Here is an 18,129-nt window from a genome sequence, read left to right as displayed (position 1 = left end):
GTCCCTCGGCGACCGAAGTCGGTCGATTGCAACTTGAGTCCCTTGCTCGGAATACGAGATCTTCGCATTCTGAGCAAGGGACTCAATTGTGTCCGCACACGGGGTCAATCAAATTCGTCGGCACACCAATATTGTCGGCACAATTCGCACTGTCGCTGATTCACCCCGCACCGTGAGTGCCGCATCGCCAGGGTGCACCAAGTTGAATTGTCAGTACGTGTAGGCGATACGCGGATCAGCGAAGAATACGCGACCGCAGTCGGCGCGCTCAGTCGTAGGAGTCGGCCCGCAGAGGCACGTCGAGGATGGCCACGGTTCCGCCGCCTTCTCGTTCCTGCCATTGGATCGAGCCTGCAAGGTCGGCAGACACCAGAGTCTTGACGATCTGCGTGCCCAGTCCGTTGCCGGGGCTGTGGTGTTCGCCCAGCCCCACACCGTCATCGGCGATCGTGACGTGCAGATGATCGCCTTCGCGTTCCGGCGTCACCCACACATGACCGGTCAGCGTCTCGCCTGGAGCGAGATTCTCCTGCTCCGCGACAGGGAAGCCGTGTTCGATCGCGTTGGTGATCAGCTCGGTGATCGCCAGAGCCAGCGAGGTGGCATCGGCGGAGGAGATGGTGCCGAAGCTGCCGCAGCGCTTGAGACTGATCTGGACCAATGGACTTGTCAGCTCAGGGGTCAACCGCAATCCCTTGTCGACGACCTCGTCGAAGTCCACCTCAGATTCGACACCCTGGCTGAGCACATCATGGACGACGGCGATGATCGAGACTCTGCGCATCGCCTCCGTCAGAGCGCCCTTGGCCTCGGGGCTGTCGATCCGACGAGTCTGCAGCCGCAGCAGTGCCGAAACGGTCTGCAGGTTGTTCTTCACCCGGTGGTGCATCTCTTTGATCATCGCATCGCGTGAGAGCAGCTCACGTTTGCGACGTCTGATCTCAGAGACGTCGCGAGCGAGGACGATCGCGCCGGTGCGAGTGCCCTCATCGGTCAGCGGGATCGCTCGCAGCGACACACTCGTCCGGCCGACTTCGAGCTCGGTCCGCCACGGGGCACGGCCGGTGAGCACGAGCGGCAGAGTCTCATCGACCTGACGCAGCTCCGTACTCAGACTCGAGACCACCTCGGCGAGATAATCGCCTTCGACCTCGCCCCGGTGACCGAGGCGGTGCATGAGCGAAACCGCGTTCGGGGACGCGTACTGGACATGGGAGTCACGGTCGAGGATGAAGATGCCGTCTCCGACGCGTGGTTCACCGTGCCGGGCCCCGCTGGGAGCCTCACGATCAGGGAAGGCACCCTGCGCGATCATGGTCAGCAGCGACATCGCTGACTGTGTGTAGTACTTCTCCAGGCGTGACGAACCGCGACGACGGACTTCCTCGGAGTACCGGACCATGATGGCAATCGTCACTCCCCCGCGGACGAGGGGCACCGCCTCGGCGGAGACTTCCGTGTCATCGGTGCCGGCATTGACGCCCAGGGACTTCGCCTGCGCCACCTTCGTGACCAACTCATTTGTGCTGGTTGCCGTGTCCAGGAGCTCCCGTTCGAGTCCGGTGGCTCGGGCGCCGATGAGATCACGGTTGAACAGGGTCGCACCGGTGGTCGGTCGCGCGTGTGCAACCACCGTGTATGCACCGCTGGCCGAGGGCACCCACAGGACGAGGTCGGCAAACGACAGATCGGCGATGAGCTGCCAGTCCCCCACCAGCAGGTGGATGTGTTCGACGTCGGTCTCGTCGGTGATGTCTTCGGCGGCCAGGAGTTCGTTGAGCACTGTGTTCTTCTTCCGGATGGGCAACGGCACTAGCCGATGATGGCGGCCCAGACGCCGGCAGACCTACGGACTCGAAGTCCGTGAGTCTGCCGACGTCAGCGATGATCTGACGCTATCACTGATCTCCTGCGCTCAACCTCAGGCGCCGTGCTCCGATTCCCATGCGGAGGAACGGACCACTCCGCGCATCATGCGCAGCAGCACCGACAGCGGAGCCTGGGTCACGGTCTCGAGTCCCAAGATCGTCTCGGTCGTATCGAGCACTCGCGCGGCCACGGTGTCGTTGCGCTCGAGCCACTCGCTCAGACGCTGGTTGGCTCGTTCGTCCGGGGTCCCGGAGATCGGTGAGTCGGTCGCGGCGAGCACTGTTCCGGCCACGGAGAGGATGGCCGAGTAGAAGTCATCACGCAGCGAACCCCGTGCCAGCGCCGACCACCGGTCGCTGCGGTCGAGATCGCCGATGAGAGTGAGCACCTGCGAACCGGAGAACTTGTCGTTGACTGCATAGTAGACCTCTGCGACGTCCTCGGCGGATTCGTTCGACCGGCCAGCCAGCTGTGCCACGTCGAGGAGGACGAACTCGTCGAGCAGGGCTGCCGCTCGCCATGCGAGTTCGCTGGGCACTCCCTCGTCGATGAAGCCTTCAGCCGTCGCCTTCATGCTCGCGGCGTCGAACCCGTCAACGAGGTCGGGCACGCGGTCCCGCAGTGCCGCAACGACCTTGCCGTACATCTCGATGCCGGAATCCACGTCAAGTGTGTCCGGGGCCTGCTGGACCAGCCACCGCGAGGACCGATCGAGCAGACGCACATAGGCATGCTGCAGCTGGACCTGAACGTCAGTGGACACCTTGTTGTCGAGCGCGCATACGGCCTCGAAGAAGTCATCGAGTCCGAAGATCTCGGAGACGACGACGAAGACGCGGGCGATCTGCGGCACCGAGGCCGGAGTCTCTTCCAACATGCGGTAGACGTAGGTGAGTCCGCCGCGGTCGATCATCCGGTTGACGAGCTTGGCCGTCGCGATCTCCCGGTGCAGGGGGTGCTCCGGGATCAGCTCTCCGTACTTCTCGACCAGGGAATCGGGGAAGTAGGAACTCAGTTCCCGCTTCATCCACTCTTCATCGGGAACCACGCTGTCGAGGATCTCATCGGCCGCATGCATCTTGGCGTAGGCCAGCAGAACGGCCAACTCTGGAGAGACATAGGAGCTGAACTCACGTTTGGTCAGTTCCTGCGCATCGGGCAGGAACTCGACCTGGCGATCGAGGTCGGCGTTCTTCTCCAGGTAGCTCAGCATCCGGCCGTAGGTGCCCGACATCGATTCGGTCTGTGCCCGTGCCTCGCCGAGGACGACGTTCTGGGCGTAGTTGTTCGCCAGCACCCGATCGGCGACATCATCGGTGAAGGACAGGAGCACGCGCTCGCGATCCTCGGCGGCGAAGGCACCCTTGTGGAGCAGGGTGCGCAGGAGCAGCTTGATGTTGACCTCGTGGTCGGAGCTGTCCACACCTGCCGAGTTGTCGACGGCGTCGGTGTTGATCGCCACACCGTTCAATGCCGCTTCGACACGTCCAGCTGGGTCACACCGAGGTTGCCGCCCTCTCCGACGACCCGGCTGCGCACGTCGCGACCGTCGATGCGGATGGCGTCATTGGCCTTGTCCCCGACATCGGCGTGGCTCTCATCGGAGGACTTGATGTAGGTTCCGATTCCTCCGTTGTAGACGAGGTCGACAGGGGCTTTGAGGATCTGGGACATCAGTTCGGCGGGGCTGCGCTTGCCGGGCTCGAGTCCCAGAACCGCGGCGGCCTCGTGACTGAGGTCGATCGACTTCGCCGACCGGGGGAAGACTCCGCCCCCGTTGGAGATGAGCTCCCTGTCGTAGTCCTGCCAGCTGGAGCGCGTCAGGTCGAAGAGACGTTTGCGCTCGACGAAGCTGCGTGCGGCATCCGGGTTCGGATCGAGGAAGATGTCTCTGTGGTCGAAGGCTGCGACGAGCCTGATGTGCTCGCTGCGCAGCATTCCGTTGCCGAAGACGTCACCGCTCATGTCACCGATTCCCACGACAGTGAAGTCGTCGGCCGCGGTGTTGACCCCGAGCTCACGGAAGTGTCGTTCGACGGATTTCCATGCACCGCGGGAGGTGATGGCCATCTTCTTGTGGTCGTAGCCGACGGAGCCGCCGGAGGCGAAGGCGTCGCCGAGCCAGAAGTCGCGGCGTTCGGCAATCGCGTTGGCCACGTCAGAGAAGCGTGCCGTGCCCTTGTCCGCGGCGACGACGAGGTAGTAGTCATCGCCGTCGTGTCGGACCACACGGTCCGGGTGGACGACCTCTTGGGTGCCGTCGGCGCCGTAGACGAGATTGTCGGCAACCTCGAGAAGGCTTTCGATGAAGACCTCGTAGGCGGCTTGACCGGCGGCCATCCACGCATCGCGGTCGCTCATCGGCGGCAGCTGCTTGGGGAAGAATCCGCCCTTGGCGCCGGTCGGAACGATGAGCGCGTTCTTAACCATCTGAGCCTTGACGAGACCGAGGACCTCGGTGCGGAAGTCATCACGACGATCAGACCACCGCAGGCCGCCGCGGGCCACTGTTCCAAAGCGCAGGTGCACGCCCTCAACCTGAGGCGAGTACACCCACATCTCCAGGGCTGGCTTCGGCTTGGGCACGAAGCTGAGGTCGTTGGCGCGGATCTTGAGTACGAGCGCTGTCGGCAGTTCGCCGTCTTCGTCCAGGAAGTAGTTCGTCCGCACTGTGGCGCGCAGCAGTTCGAGAGAGGACCGCAGGACACGGTCCGCGTCGAGGCTGGCGACATCGCTGAGTGCCGACTCGATCGCGGTGTTGAGTTCGGTCATCCTGTCATCGCGTCCGGCATCGTCGGCGGTGGGGTCGAACTTCGCGAAGAAGTAGTCCACCAGCAGGCGTGAGATCTCCGGATTGTCGCTGTAGACCTCACCGACGTAGGCGTCGGAGTACGTGAAGCCGGCCTGGCGCAGGTATTTGCCCAAAGCACGGATGATCGTGACATGCTTCCAGTGCATTCCGCACACGACGAGGCGGTCGAAGACTCCAGCTTCCTTCTTGCCTTCCCAGCCGGCGATGAACGCATCAGAGATCCGTTCGCAGTCGCCATCGTCGAGTTCCTCGGGGAAGGTCAACCCGAAGTCGTAGATGTAGCGGTGTTCCCCGCCAGCGAGGTCGAGTTCATGGGGACGTTCGTCGAGAACGGTCGCGCCGAAGGCCGTGAGGAACGGAAGCACTTCCGAGAGTCCGACTCGTTCCTTGCGGTAGAGGGCCAATCGCACAGGTGCATCCGTGGTGTCCTCCGGACGATAGAGGCGAACCGCGGGGCCGTGACCGGCTTCCAGCGCTTCGAACCGGGAGACGTCGGCGATGGCGTCGGCGGGAGAATGATGTTCTTCGTAGCTGGGTGGGAACGCCTTCGACCACCGGTTCGCGCGTGCCACTGAGCTGTCGTTGTCGCCTCGCTCTGTGGGTGCGAGGAAGGCGTGGACGTCTTCGGACCAGGAACGCACTGCGCCGACGATCCGCTTCTCCACGGTCTTGGGATCGATCTGCGGCAGTTCCATGTCACGGCCGACACGGGCCACGAAGTGAATGCGTGCCAATGCGGATTCCGTCAGCAGCACGTCGAAGTCGACGCTCTCGGCGTTGTAGAACTTGCGCAGCACCTCTTGGACCCGCATGCGTGCGGCCGTGTCGTAGAGATCGCGGGGCAGGTAGAGGATGACGGAGACGAATCGCTGGTACGGGTCGCGGCGGACGAAGACGCGTGACTGGCGGCGCTCCTGCATGTCGACGATCTGCATGACGACGTCGAAGATCGTCTCCGTTACGTCGTGCAGGAGGTCATCGCGGGGGTAGGTCTCGAGGACGCCCAGGAGTTCGTTGGCCGAATGGGAGCCGGCGGGGAACCCGCTGGCCGACAGTATCTTGCGCACCTTGCGGTTGATGACCGGGATGTTGAGCACGCTGTCGTTGTAGAACTCAGGCTTGAACACACCGACGAAACGACGTTCACCGACGATCTCACCAGCCGAGTCGAAGGTCTTCACCCCGATGTAGTCCATGAACGAGCCGCGGATGACGCGCGAGCGTGAGTTTGCCTTCGTCAGCACCAGAACGTGCGGCTCGAGGGCCTTGTCTGCCACGGCGCGGCTCAACGGCGACTTCGTCAGCGGCCGCAGGGCGGAGATGCCCAGCGAGGTGTGCTCGATCGGCTCAAGGCTGCTCTGGCTCTCATCGTGAGAGTAGTCGTACTCGCGGTATCCGAGGAAGGTGAAGTGACCGTCGAGCCAGTTGAGCAACTCCGCTGCGGCTTCCGCTTCGGAGGCGAGCTCCGGGCGCGGAGGCTGCGTCTGCAGTTCCTTCGCGATGTCCTTGGCTCGGATCGCCATGGCGCTGGCATCGGTGGCAGCGGCTGTCACGTAGTCGAGGACGCTGCGCAGCTGGTCCTTCAGCCCGGGGAGGTCCTCTTCGGGGAGGCGATCGATCTCGAGACGAATCCACGACTGCTGCTGAGGAAGGTCTGTTGCGGGGGTCTCGTTGGGCTCAGAGATCAGGGGGATGCCGGCGGTGTCGGCGGAGACGGCTGGTGCCTCGGCACGTGAGAGCACCGACAGCCCCGATCCCTGGCCTTCGACGGCGATGATGGGGTGGTGGACCTGCCGGATGGCTCGACCGCTGGTGGCCAGATCGCTGACGATCGAGGACACCAGGTGCGGCATGTCGGTGAGGACCATCGCAATGACAGTGTGATTGTCACGGAATTCGGGAGAGTCGACATCGGGATTGTAGATGGAGATCTGCGGTGATCTGCCGTCGTACTCAAGTCCCAGCGCGTAGTGTGAGGCAGCCGCTGCGGCCAATGCCTCTGTTCCTGCTTCGGAGGTGCCTGGTTCGAAACGCGGATAGTACGCCTCGATGAAGTTCTCCGGGGCACCTTGTCCCCTCTGCTTCCTCCACTCTTCTGCAATGTCCGAATATGAGACCTGAGACACCATGTCACCTCTATGATCAGCGCGCAAAATTTACTGCGATTCGACGTCGAACCGCCATCACCCACACTATGCCGTAATGCCCAGAAAGGCACGCCGACGGCGATGCTGGGTCAGGACGATGAACTACTGGCAAACTGGAGCTATGCGAACTCTGACTCTCAACCATGATTACTCGGAATCTCTGTCCGATTTTCTTCTCAGGCTTGCCGACGCCTCGACGTGGCAGTCACTGGGATATGAAGCCCAGGCAGAACGAATCGATCCCGACACCGAGGTGACGGTGAAGACGCCGCTGCCCAAGGATGAGATGCCCTCGGCCCTGGCCTCCCACCTGCCGGCGGATGCCGAACTCGTTGAGGTCTACATGATTCCCGGCGACGTCATCGGTGACAGCGCGGAGATCAGGATGACCGCCCACGCGGCCGGAGTGCCCGTTGAGATCGATGCGCTCATCACGCTGACCCAGAAGGACGCGGGAACTTCGCTGTCGGTGCGCGCCGAGATCAGCTCCTCGATTCCCCTGTTCGGGTCGATGATCGAACAGGCCGTGGTGCCTATTCTGCAGAACCGTCTCGACGATCGGCTGAACAAGCTCGAACGCGCCTGAGACTGCGGCGCGCCCGGTCTCAGGCGCGTTCAGTCTCAGCTATGTCCGCGTCCGGTCTCAGCTGCGTTCGCGCAGCAGCTCGGGAAGCTCGGTCGCGTCGTACCAGAGCAGATCTGAGTCGCCGAGGTGGTCCTCTGCCGCTTCGTGTCCGCCGTCGGCCCCGATCTTGGCAGCTTCTTCCCAGACCTCGACCTCGTCGATGTGGATGCTCACGATCGAGGTCACGTCGACCTCGGGAAGGCTGAGCAGGTCGAAGCCGTCGACGAGTTCCTCACCGGCAGTTGCATCGGGTGCGTCGTAGGCGACGACGGCGCGTGGCGAGGGCTCTTGGATGTCTGCGGGACCGTCCTCGAATGACTGGGTGGCGGCCAGTGCGGCCGCAATGTAGAGAGCGTCGAACTCTCGCGCCTCAAGTTCATCTCCGCCCAGCCCTCGACCGTGGGCGTCGGGGGCGACCGCATGCACGGAGGCGAGTCCTCGGCGAAGTGCGTCCAGTGTGGTCGGGATGTAGCAGCGAATCGACATGCTCCAATCTTAAAGGGACTTCACCCTGCGCCCCGAACCTGTCTTCCTAGAGCGCTTTCGTGCCGGGAGCAGTTCGGCCACCGCGGCAGCGTACTCCTGGCTGAGCACGGATTTCGGATTCTCCTCGTGGAGCGTGTGTCCGGCCAACATGGCGGCATCGGTCGTCACACGATCTTCGCTGAAGATGAGGTCGGGATCCGACGGACGAACCTGGACAGCACTTCCCGGATTCGCCCCTCGGCGGGGTGGCCGACGGCTGACGAGCGGACCTTCGTGATGCCGATGCGCATTCTCGAACCCAGCGACTCCACTCTGTCGGTGCCCAGCAGTTTGACGAGCCTCTGCAGTCCGATCGGATCTCCGGCAGCGAGGACGAGCACCGTGTCGGCGGCGTCGAGAGCAGCCCGGGTCGCACAGTGCCGGTCGTAGAACGGATCGGCGAAGTCATCGTCGGGGTCGACTCGGTCGGAGACGTCGACGACCACGAGGTCGAACATCTTCGCCAGGCGAGCCAGCACCGCGGTGAGGACCGAAGCGCGCACTTCCGGCCACCTGTCGGGCCTGGTCAAACCGGTGATGGCATGGAAGTCCTCGCGTATCGCAGCACGCGGAACGCCGGAGACGTCCAGGGGCGGCGCCTTCTCCGCCTCGAGTCGGCAGAGGCTTGCCAAGTGTGCCGACTCCTCCGTCAACCCCAGGGTCGTTGCCACCATCGCGGCTACTGTGTCGGCATCGACGACGACGCTGCGATGCCCTTGTCTGGCCCCATGATCGCCGAGGTTGACCGCCGTGAGCGTGCGACCCGGAGAGGAGCCGGTTCCCCAGACCGTGACGATATGTCCCTGACCGCTCGCCGACCCAGGTGGGGCGATGGGCCGCGGCGGAACAACAGTGGAGTCGCGAGTGTCGTTGAGCGCCTGGGCGACGGTCTCAGCATCGGCATTCGACGGGACGCTGGTGCTGATGCCGAGTGCCGTCAATGCCGCGGTGTCATTGCCGAACCCCAGCACCGCCGTCCCCGTTGCCAGGATCGATGCGATGACCTGCGCGTCGAGGCCCGGAAAATACTGCCCGACGATGACGACGTCGGCGCTGCCGGTCCGACACAATGCGAGCAGTTCGACCTCGTCCGCGGGGCGGGCGACGATGGTGAAATCGTCGACCTCACTGAGGAGTTCGAACAGGATGAGATCGAATTCGAAGTCCACAGCCAGGAGGACCTGCGTCATGACTGGCCGCCCTCGGCCTTGACTTCAGCGGGGGCGCCGACAACGGAGAGCACGCTGTTGCCGTCGAGGGCTCCGAGGACATCGGAGAGTTCAGTGCTGGCGACGAAGACCTCGATCCTGGCACCGTCTCCGACACCGAAGCTGCCCACCTCACGGGAGATGTTCGACACCGGTGCCGAGGTCACGATCTGCTCTGGGTCGATGCCCTCATCATCGAGCCCCTTCGACTCCGGCTGCGCCCAGACATCGACCAGGCTGCCGGTGTCCACGACCGTCGGGACAGAGCCCGCGACATCGATGGCCACAATTCTGCCGTCGAGTTCCGCGACGGGCGCCAGCGCCGAGGCTGGCAGCAGCTCACCGGCGGCGATGACCGTGCGCACACTCGAGCGATCCGGGATTCCTGCGTCGGCCGAGAGGTACTTGTCTCCGATGTCTGCCAGGTTCACCTCCGCAATCGTCAGATCGTCCGCACTGACCACCTGACCTGGGACCAGAGGCGAGGCGCTGGCCCACACGCGGGTCGTCGCATTCGCGGCGCTGATGAGCAGATAGGTCGCGACGATGGCCACGACGACGAGGACCGCTCCGACCAGCAGTCTGGCATCGGTCCACTTGGGCCGACGAATTCGTTTTGAGAGCTCCATTGCATCTCCACCTTTGGAAAATTTCCCATGACAGGAACTGTTTCTGAGTGATAGTATTGAACACCAAACGAGGTCAAAGCAATGGTTTTGGCAAAATTAGTCACCAAGCAATCAGTCACCTGGAATGAGAAGGGGCCCTCATGGTCGTCGAAAATCGCTTCCTGCCGCTCACCGATGTGGCCGATCTGCTCAATGTCTCGATCGCTCAGGCGCGGGCCCTGGTCCGCACCGGCGACCTGCGCGCCATCAAAGTCGGCGGACGCGGACAGTGGCGTGTGGAGAAGACCGAGATCGAAGCGTACATCCAGCGGATGTATGAACGCACCGAGCACGAGATCAAGACCGGCTCGCTCGAAGACTGAGCGCACCGCAGCGCTCGAACCGTCAGCACTGCCTAGGCGAATGGGTTGGTCCTGGCACGCACCAGCACGATCGCTCGGTGCGGAATGATCCGACCTGAGATCTCAACATAGTCGGCGGCGACCATGTCGCTGCGCCCACGAATAGTCCCACCATCCCCCGCCAATTCCAGCGAGATCTCCTCGTGATCGGCGGCCAGGCGCCTCAGCGCAGACGCCATCCCCAACCGCTCCAAGGCACCGGGTTCGTATCTGTGCCGTCGGGAACGGGTGCGAATCTCTCGAATCGAGTCGATGGCCACGACCACTGTCTCGACGCCGGCGATGACGAAGATTCCATCGCCCAGGAACACGGCGGTCCCGGATATCTCCCGGTCAGCAACCACTACCTGAACCGGCTGACCGAGCGTTCCACGCATCCGCTCGAGCAGGGTGCGCTGCGCAGCATGGACCGCGAGTTCATCACCGAACTCCCCACGCCTGGCGTGGATCTCCCGAGACGCGTGCATTGCTTCGACATCCGCAAGGAGAGCGTCGATCCGATCGTCCATGATCTGAAGCCTGCCGCAGTGACGAGCGTGAGGCAAGGGATTCCGACCCGTACATGAGAACTACACTACTGTAGTTATATTTGTCTATTGACATCAAACGTTATCTACCGACATCATTGGTGTACGTTTCCAATGAAGGATCGCTTTCATGTATCTGCTGGCAGCTTGCACCATCTCGTGGCTCTGTCTGATCGGTGCGTTCATCACCGCGTGGGTTCAGCTCCCAGAGCCACGCAGCACCACCGATCTCGTCATCCTCATCATCGTCGGCACAGCTGCGGCGCTGTCGTCTCGGCTCGGTGTGGTGTCTCTGCTGACGATGCTGATCAGGCTCCTGCCCCGAGGTCGGGTGAGAACACTGGCCACAGGGACGGTCCTGCGCATCGTGCCCGCCGTGCTGCGTTCGAGTGTTCTCGCTGTGGCCTCGGCGAGCCTGACGCTTCACGCGGCACAGGCCTCTCCCCTGCCGGAGGGCGCACCTCCACGAGACGCTCACTACGCCGCCGCTGCCGCAACGAATGCCGCACCGAGTGCCGCGCCCGATCCGGACGGGCCGAGTGCCGCGCTCGATCCGGGCTGGCCGACTGCAGTCGCCGACGATCCCTCGCTGGACCCCGGCTGGCCGACAGTTCCACCGCCTGCTGACTCCGACTCATCAGGTCCGACGCGTCCTCCCTCCCCTGACCAGGGTGGACCAGCGGCCGACACCGGTGCCCCTGACCCTGATCCAGACAGTCCTGACCCAGCTGCAGACAGCGACGACTCGGCTCCACCAGGTGCCGACGACGAGGTCGGCGTTCATATCGTCGGCGTCGGGGAAAGCCTGTGGTCGATCGCAATCAGCCAGCCCTCATCCGGTGGCACCGCCCAAGACATCGTCGATGACATCTACTCAGCAAACAAGGACGTCATCGGCACGAATCCGAACCTCATCATGCCCGGCCAACGATTGGAGATCCAGCCATGACCGCCCCACTGGTGCTTTCACGCCCACGAGTGGCAAACACGCCACCTGCCAACTCACGACAGAACCGGATCGGCACTGCCCCAGCGGCAAAGACGACCCAGGTCGCAGCGGATCGGGATGACAGCCGCATCGCAGCCACCGCAACCTCATTGGCGGTGGCGTGCTTGGAGATCTTCGCTGGCATACGGCGCAGCGATTCCATCTCCCGTTGGGTCGACCGGGGACTGCTGGAGAAGATCGATCAGCGGGCCCAGCTGCGTGCCGAGGTGGCGCCGGCCAAGCCGGTGGGTGAGCTCGGGCCATCTCGAACGCTGCAGGCTGGCAATGCGCGAGTCTGTCGTGTCACCGGTGACGTCGCCGAAGTCACTGTCATCGTCCGCACCCAGAGTCGCTTCCGGGCGGTGGCAATTCGCTTGGAACTGCTCACCACCCGGTGGACGATGACTGCTCTGCAGACGATGTGAATTCGTTGTCAGAGCCGAAGAATCAGCTCTTCGCCTTCTTCTTCGCACGACGCTCGGCACGGTTGGCCGGCTGCTCGGCTCCGGCCTCGTCACCCTCGGACTCAGACATCGAGGATGAGCCGTCCTCGGACGGAGCGGACAGCTGCATCTTGGGCGTGGTGTGACGCAGCTCTGCCGCATCGACCTCGACCTCGGAGTCATCGTCGGCTGCATCGTCGGCCCGGTTCACGGTCACTTCCAGGGTATTGGTGAGGCGGACGACGTCCTCCTTGATCCCATCCTGCATGGTCTTGAACATGTCGAAGCCTTCGCGCTGGTATTCCACCAGCGGATCCTTCTGCGCCATGGCCCGCAGACCGATGCCGTTCTTCAGGTAGTCCATCTCGTAGAGGTGTTCGCGCCACCGTTTATCGATGACCGAGAGCACGACCCGTCGTTCGAGTTCACGGGTTGCCTCTTCGCCCAGAGCCTCTTCGCGCTGCTCGTAGAACACCTCGATGTCGGACTGGATCTCACGGTTGAGACGGTTCTTCGTCAGGTTTCCGATTCCGCCGACCTCGTCGGCCAGGTCCTCTTCGGTGATGGAGGGCTGATAGATCTTGCCCAGTGCTTCGAAGAGTTCGCCCACCTTCCAGTCCTCGACCGGACCGGTGGTCGCCTCGGCGACATAGGCGTCGATGACCTCCTCGCGGAACTTCGAGACCTGGTCTTCCAGGTCCGCCCCGTCGAGAACGCTGCGACGCTCGTCGTAGATCACTGTGCGCTGGCGGTTGAGCACGTCATCGTATTTGAGGACGTTCTTGCGCTGTTCGGCATTGCGCTGTTCGATCTGCGACTGCGCGGAGAGGATCGCTCTGGAGACCATCTTGGATTCCAGCGGGACGTCGTCGGGAACATTGGCGGTGGCCATGATCCGTTCAGCGGCACCGGAGCCGAAGAGTCGCATCAGATCATCGGTCAGTGAGAGGTAGAAGCGGCTCTCGCCGGGGTCACCCTGACGTCCCGAACGTCCCCGCAGCTGGTTGTCGATGCGCCGGGATTCGTGACGTTCGGTGCCCAGGACGTACAGGCCACCGGCCTCGACGACCTCTTCGGCTTCGCTCTTGACTCGCTTCTCTGCGGCTTTGAGGACGTCCTGCCATTCCGCTTCGTACTGCTCTGCGTCTTCCTGCGGGTCCAAGCCCCGCTTCTCCATCTCGGCCACGGCGATGAACTCGGCGTTGCCGCCGAGCATGATGTCGGTACCGCGGCCGGCCATGTTCGTCGCCACTGTCACGGCGTCTTTCCGACCGGCCATTGCCACGATAGAGGCCTCACCCGCGTGGTTCTTCGCGTTGAGCACCTCATGACGGATGCCGCGCTTCTTCAGGTGCTTGGAGAGGTATTCGCTCTTCTCCACGCTGGTGGTGCCCACTAGCACCGGCTGTCCGGTCTCGTGGCGTTCGGCGATGTCGTCGACGACGGCGTCGAACTTCGCGACCTCGTTCTTGTACACGAGGTCGGACTGGTCGATGCGCTGCATCGGCTTGTTCGTCGGGATCGGGACCACGCCGAGCTTATAGGTCGCCATGAACTCAGCAGCTTCGGTCTCGGCTGTACCGGTCATGCCCGAGAGCTTGTCGTAGAGACGGAAGAAGTTCTGCAGGGTGATCGTCGCCAGGGTCTGGTTCTCAGCCTGGACCTTGACGTTCTCCTTGGCCTCGATGGCCTGATGCAGACCCTCGTTGTAGCGACGTCCCTTGAGCACACGACCGGTGTGTTCGTCGACGATGAGCACTTCGCCGTCGAGGATCACATAGTCTTTGTCCTTCTTGAAGAGCTCCTTCGCGCGGATCGCGTTGTTGAGGAAGCTGATCAGCGGGGTGTTCTCCGCATCGTAGAGGTTGCCGATGCCCAGGTAGTCCTCGACTCGTTCGATGCCGGGTTCGAGCACACCCACGGTGCGCTTCTTCTCATCGACTTCGTAGTCACGGTCGGTCTTGAGGCGCTTGACGACCTTGGCGAACTCTTCGTACCAGCGGTTGCCGTCGCCTTCTGCTGGACCGGAGATGATGAGCGGGGTGCGCGCCTCGTCGATGAGGATCGAGTCGACCTCGTCGACGATCGCGAAGGCGTGTCCGCGCTGGACCAGTTCGTCGGCCGACCAGGCCATGTTGTCGCGCAGGTAGTCGAAGCCGAACTCATTGTTCGTCCCGTAGGTGATGTCTGCGGCGTACTGTTTGCGACGGTTGTCCGAGGACATGTTCGCCTGGATGCAGCCTGTCTCCATACCGAGGAACCGGAACACACGGCCCATGAGTTCGGACTGATAGGTCGCCAGGTAGTCGTTGACCGTGATGACGTGCACGGACCCGCCGGTGAGCGCATTGAGATAGGCCGGTGCCGTGGCGACGAGCGTCTTGCCTTCACCGGTCTTCATCTCGGCGATGTTGCCCAAGTGCAGTGCCGCCCCGCCCATGAGCTGGACGTCGAAGTGGCGCATGCCCAGGGTGCGGCCCGAGGCCTCACGCACCGCGGCGAAGGCTTCCGGAAGCAGCGAGTCGAGGGTCTCCCCCTCCTGATAGCGCTTCTTGAAACGATCTGTTTCCTCTCGCAGTTCAGCGTCTGACATCTCGCTGAACTCCTCGGACAGCGCATTGATCGCTTCCGTGTACTGGCGGAGTTTCTTCAGCGTGCGTCCCTCACCGGTGCGCAGAAGCTTCTCGAGGAAATTAGCCACTTTTCTCCTAATCGGCATGAATGCCTGACAACAACTCGAACGACTCTATATTCCCTAGCTTAATGGCAGGTGAGTACCGCTCATATCCACGGCACCCAATCCGAGCCACTTCGCCATTTCGCACAGCTCCAGCGCCAGTTCCTCTTGATGCTCTTCACCGGGCTCCCACGTCACCTTCAGCGCCCGGAGCGTATCGGCTGCCTGGTCCCGGTGCAGGTCAACTCGACCGACGAGGCGTTCGCCGAGGAGGAACGGCAGCACATAGTACCCGTGCACTCGGTCCTTGGCCGGAGTGTAGATCTCGATCCGATAGTGGAAGTCGAAGAGCCATTCGATCCGCGGCCGGTAGAAGACCAGAGGGTCGAACGGAGCCAGGAGTGCACGTGCGTCGACTCGGCGCGGGGTCCTCGCTGTGTGCCACTTCAGAGCACGGGTGCCCTCGACGTCGACTTCGATGAGCTCGCCGGTCTCCAGCAGAGTCCTGATCGCCTCGTCCGTGGGGGCGCGCTGCTGGCGGAAGTAGTCCGCCACGCAGCCCGGACGCGCGATACCCAGGGCTCTCGCGGCGATCCTCGTGAGCTCGAGGACGTTGTTCTCCGTGCCTGAGATGCCCCGCTGACGAGAAGCCGCCGGGTCGACGAGGCTCAGCTCCGGTGTCTGGCTGGGCCCATAGGCCAGCGGCGTCTGCGGCAGGACATCGCTGACGTCGGGCGGCAGCGCATAGATCCGTTCGAAGTGATCATTGCGGCCGGTGGCGCTCACTGTTCCCCCGGCGAACAGCGCCTCAAGGGCCATCTTGACCTGGCTGGGATTCCAGCCCCAATGGCCGCGATGCCGTTCGGGGATCTCATGATCGACGACATCGGCGACTCCACGCGCAGTCTTGGGTCCGTCTTCCAGGGCATCGAGGACGGAAGCCTGGAGTTCGCGGAACGCCGCACCGCTCTCGGGATGCCGCTGCCCGTAGTCATTGCGCCACCACTCGGTGCGACTCTGCTCGAAGTGGCGCCAGGTCTCAGGCGGAACGAACGCCGCCGCGTGGGCCCAGTACTCGACGCCCATCCTCGGCGCCGTGTAGAGGAGGCGGTCGAGGGTCTCCCGCGGATACGGACCCAGACGCGAGAAGAAGGGCAGGTAGTGGGCTCGGACGACGCGTGAGACCGAGTCGATCTGGGTCAGACCCAATCTGGCAAAGGTCGATTTCAGGTGTCGTGCCGTCACCTGGGCCGGGCGCGGCCGGTCGAGGCCCGTTGCAGCGATTGCAGTCCTGCGTGCTGCCGACAGTGTCATCTTCTGCATGGACCCACAGTAGGCCACCGCACTGACACGGCACGGAAATCCGTCCATCCGGCCGATCGGAACCAGCCGTTCGGCCGAAGGCGGCACGACCGTCTGCCGGAAGGATGGTCATTGTCACCACGACACCCACAACTCCCCCACGAAAGGCACCAGGACACATCATGAAGAAGGCCATCATCGCTCTCACCTCCATCATCGCAATTGCCATCGGAGGACTCTTCGTCTGGGAACACCAGTCGAAGCTCTCACTCGAAAACCAGGTCGAGGACTATCTCGATGACCAGGGAGTCGACTCCACCGGGATCGACGTCCATGGTCGCCTATACATCCTCTTCGCCATCCAGGACTCCGTGGACCTCACCTACGTCGATCTTGCGCTGCAGGCCGGGACCAACAAGGACCAGCTGCTCGTCCACCGTCTCAGCCACGGTCGGGCAGACCGTCTCACACGCTTCGTGACCTGCGACCATCCCGCAGGAGACGTCGACCCGAATGAGCGCGCGGACGGATCGTTCACCGACTCCGCGATGGTCAACGGCACAAAGGTCACCTACACCTCCGAGGTCAAGGACCGCACGCTGCGACTGTTCGCCGACGGACAACTGGCCGGCGAGATCGAAGTCGAGGAAGGCGTGAGCGAGCACGGAGCAGCCGTAACCAAGACCGGCGTGGTCGTCGAACTCGAATACCGTTCTTCCCACGACAGCGACCAGTCAACCCCCACGACCTGAAGTTCCACCGCGCCGCTGCACACCCGCCCCGATTAGACTGGGATGCGATGAAGACTGTGATCACGTGGCTGTGGCTCCTCCCCCTGCCTCTGACCTTCGCTTTAGAGGTGCTCACCGGCTCGGGTTGGTTGGTGATCATCGCCGATCTGTTTGCGCTGGCCACCGCGCTCCCGATCCTCATCCGCACCCAAAGAGCTGCCGCCGGGGTCACGAGGCCTCAGATCTCACTGCTGCCGTTCGCCGCGCTCGCTCTGATCCTCGCGCTCATCCCGGTCGCGGCAGCGTCGACCCTGAGCCCGACTGTGATGTGGCTGAGCCTGGTGACTGTGGTCATGCTCTCCCGCTGGTTCGCCACTGGCCTCCAGCTGCTGCTGCTCATCCTGCTCTCGGTGGGCAACGTCGTCGTCCCCGGCCTCATACCCGACGGGATCACCTTCGCCTTCGGTGCCTCGACGGTGATCGTGGCGAGTCTGTCCCTGGGCCTCCTGCTGCGCATGGTCGACCGGTCCCTGCTCGAACGTCAGGCCACCGCCGCCGAGGCGGAGCGACGTCGGATGGCCACCGAACTCCACGATCTGGTCGCCCACGAGGTGACCGGGATCGTCGTCCTCTCCCAAGCCGCGGCCCGCAGCGAGGACGCCGGGATACTCAGGACTGCCCTGTCCAAGATCGAGGAGTCAGGCACACGTGCCTTGGAGGAGATCCGGTCGTTGGTCTCAGACACCACGTCCGTCCCCGGCAATTCCGGTGCCCGGTCCCCCGTCGTCTCCGGCCTCCAGGGGCTCGTCGACCGGGCGAATGGCTTCGCCGAGGCTGAGGACCTCACCCTCGACCTCAACGGCACCGATACCGAGGCGGTCCCCACCACCATCTGGCCCGTCCTCGACCGGGTGCTGGCCGAGGCACTGACGAACATCCGTCGCCATGCCGGGTCCCGCGTCCCGATCACGGTCCGGCTGCTCACCACCACCTCGTCGATGCCCGATGACGGGTCACGTCGTGACATCATCCTCACCGTGATCAACGGCCCCAGTGCAGGCGGGACCGGTGCTGGTGGGATCGGGGCCGGCAGCGGAACCGGGCTCCACGGGCTGCGCACACGGGTCGACCACCTCGGCGGGGATCTGTTCGCCGGGCCCAGTCACGACGGGGGCTGGGTGCTTGAGACTCGGTTACCCTTGAACCCGTGAGTTCAGGGATGAGTCCGACACGAGCCGACGGAGG

Annotated in this window: 14 protein-coding genes and 1 pseudogene; 6 read left to right on the top strand and 9 right to left on the bottom strand. The window is 63.4% G+C overall.

Annotation, left to right across the window (positions count from 1 at the left end):
• Positions 1 to 268 precede the first annotated feature (268 nt).
• Together PGC08_RS08020 and PGC08_RS08015 are read right to left on the bottom strand one after the other, a co-directional pair.
• Positions 269 to 1,783: a sensor histidine kinase gene (locus PGC08_RS08020; protein WP_271710052.1), complete on the bottom strand. Its 1,515-nt coding sequence runs from the start codon at positions 1,781 to 1,783 to the stop codon at positions 269 to 271.
• A 138-nt stretch (positions 1,784 to 1,921) separates the two neighbouring features.
• A pseudogene (locus PGC08_RS08015) lies at positions 1,922 to 6,772 on the bottom strand (NAD-glutamate dehydrogenase domain-containing protein).
• A 177-nt stretch (positions 6,773 to 6,949) separates the two neighbouring features.
• Here PGC08_RS08015 and PGC08_RS08010 point away from each other — a divergent pair.
• Entirely contained in the window at positions 6,950 to 7,414 is a 465-nt protein-coding gene (locus tag PGC08_RS08010; protein WP_009884683.1) for a DUF2505 domain-containing protein, read from the top strand.
• A gap of 57 nt (positions 7,415 to 7,471) precedes the next feature.
• On the opposite strand, the gene PGC08_RS08005 is transcribed toward PGC08_RS08010, so the two are convergent.
• The 4 genes from PGC08_RS08005 to PGC08_RS07990 are packed head-to-tail and all read right to left on the bottom strand — an operon-like array spanning position 7,472 to position 9,815.
• Positions 7,472 to 7,939 carry a DUF6912 family protein gene (locus tag PGC08_RS08005; protein WP_069599911.1) on the bottom strand — a complete coding sequence of 156 codons (468 nt, stop codon included), beginning with the start codon at positions 7,937 to 7,939 and terminating at the stop codon, positions 7,472 to 7,474.
• Between the two features lie 9 nt (positions 7,940 to 7,948).
• The gene (locus tag PGC08_RS08000; protein ID WP_271709917.1) at positions 7,949 to 8,107 is read right to left on the bottom strand and encodes a hypothetical protein; all 159 of its coding nucleotides are present in this window, start codon (positions 8,105 to 8,107) and stop codon (positions 7,949 to 7,951) included.
• On the bottom strand, positions 8,104 to 9,168 hold the full coding sequence (locus PGC08_RS07995; protein WP_271709916.1) for a DNA-binding response regulator: 1,065 nt from the start codon (positions 9,166 to 9,168) through the stop codon (positions 8,104 to 8,106). Before PGC08_RS07995 ends, PGC08_RS08000 begins: the two co-directional genes overlap by 4 nt.
• The gene (locus PGC08_RS07990; protein WP_009884686.1) at positions 9,165 to 9,815 is read right to left on the bottom strand and encodes an SAF domain-containing protein; all 651 of its coding nucleotides are present in this window, start codon (positions 9,813 to 9,815) and stop codon (positions 9,165 to 9,167) included. The genes PGC08_RS07995 and PGC08_RS07990 overlap by 4 nt, the downstream gene beginning before the upstream one ends.
• 140 nt (positions 9,816 to 9,955) lie before the next feature.
• Here PGC08_RS07990 and PGC08_RS07985 point away from each other — a divergent pair, with 140 nt between their 5' ends.
• The gene (locus tag PGC08_RS07985; RefSeq protein ID WP_009884687.1) at positions 9,956 to 10,177 is read left to right on the top strand and encodes a helix-turn-helix domain-containing protein; all 222 of its coding nucleotides are present in this window, start codon (positions 9,956 to 9,958) and stop codon (positions 10,175 to 10,177) included.
• A 32-nt stretch (positions 10,178 to 10,209) separates the two neighbouring features.
• Here the strand turns inward: PGC08_RS07985 and PGC08_RS07980 are convergent, their stop codons facing one another.
• Positions 10,210 to 10,725, bottom strand: a complete 516-nt coding sequence (locus PGC08_RS07980; protein WP_009884688.1) for a hypothetical protein — start codon at positions 10,723 to 10,725, stop codon at positions 10,210 to 10,212.
• Between the two features lie 148 nt (positions 10,726 to 10,873).
• Here PGC08_RS07980 and PGC08_RS07975 point away from each other — a divergent pair, with 148 nt between their 5' ends.
• Both PGC08_RS07975 and PGC08_RS07970 read left to right on the top strand, forming a co-directional pair.
• A complete protein-coding gene (locus tag PGC08_RS07975; protein WP_069599909.1) occupies positions 10,874 to 11,692 on the top strand; it encodes a LysM peptidoglycan-binding domain-containing protein in 819 nt (272 codons plus the stop codon).
• Positions 11,689 to 12,156 carry an Rv3235 family protein gene (locus tag PGC08_RS07970; RefSeq protein ID WP_069599908.1) on the top strand — a complete coding sequence of 156 codons (468 nt, stop codon included), beginning with the start codon at positions 11,689 to 11,691 and terminating at the stop codon, positions 12,154 to 12,156. The genes PGC08_RS07975 and PGC08_RS07970 overlap by 4 nt, the downstream gene beginning before the upstream one ends.
• 22 nt (positions 12,157 to 12,178) lie before the next feature.
• Here the strand turns inward: PGC08_RS07970 and secA are convergent, their stop codons facing one another.
• Together secA and PGC08_RS07960 are read right to left on the bottom strand one after the other, a co-directional pair.
• Positions 12,179 to 14,875 carry a preprotein translocase subunit SecA gene (gene secA / locus PGC08_RS07965; RefSeq protein ID WP_193083770.1) on the bottom strand — a complete coding sequence of 899 codons (2,697 nt, stop codon included), beginning with the start codon at positions 14,873 to 14,875 and terminating at the stop codon, positions 12,179 to 12,181.
• A gap of 54 nt (positions 14,876 to 14,929) precedes the next feature.
• Complete coding sequence (locus PGC08_RS07960) at positions 14,930 to 16,174, bottom strand: winged helix-turn-helix domain-containing protein (protein WP_271709915.1); 1,245 nt, start codon at positions 16,172 to 16,174, stop codon at positions 14,930 to 14,932.
• A 161-nt stretch (positions 16,175 to 16,335) separates the two neighbouring features.
• Between PGC08_RS07960 and PGC08_RS07955 the strand changes: the two genes are divergently transcribed.
• Entirely contained in the window at positions 16,336 to 16,905 is a 570-nt protein-coding gene (locus PGC08_RS07955) for a hypothetical protein (RefSeq protein WP_271709914.1), read from the top strand.
• A gap of 47 nt (positions 16,906 to 16,952) precedes the next feature.
• Complete coding sequence (locus PGC08_RS07950; RefSeq protein WP_271709913.1) at positions 16,953 to 18,095, top strand: sensor histidine kinase; 1,143 nt, start codon at positions 16,953 to 16,955, stop codon at positions 18,093 to 18,095.
• Positions 18,096 to 18,129: the final 34 nt, after the last annotated feature.

Origin of the sequence: Brevibacterium sp. BDJS002, from assembly GCF_028201555.1 — a bacterium.
GTDB lineage: Bacteria > Actinomycetota > Actinomycetes > Actinomycetales > Brevibacteriaceae > Brevibacterium > Brevibacterium aurantiacum.
This window is presented reverse-complemented; position numbering and strand designations above follow the sequence as displayed.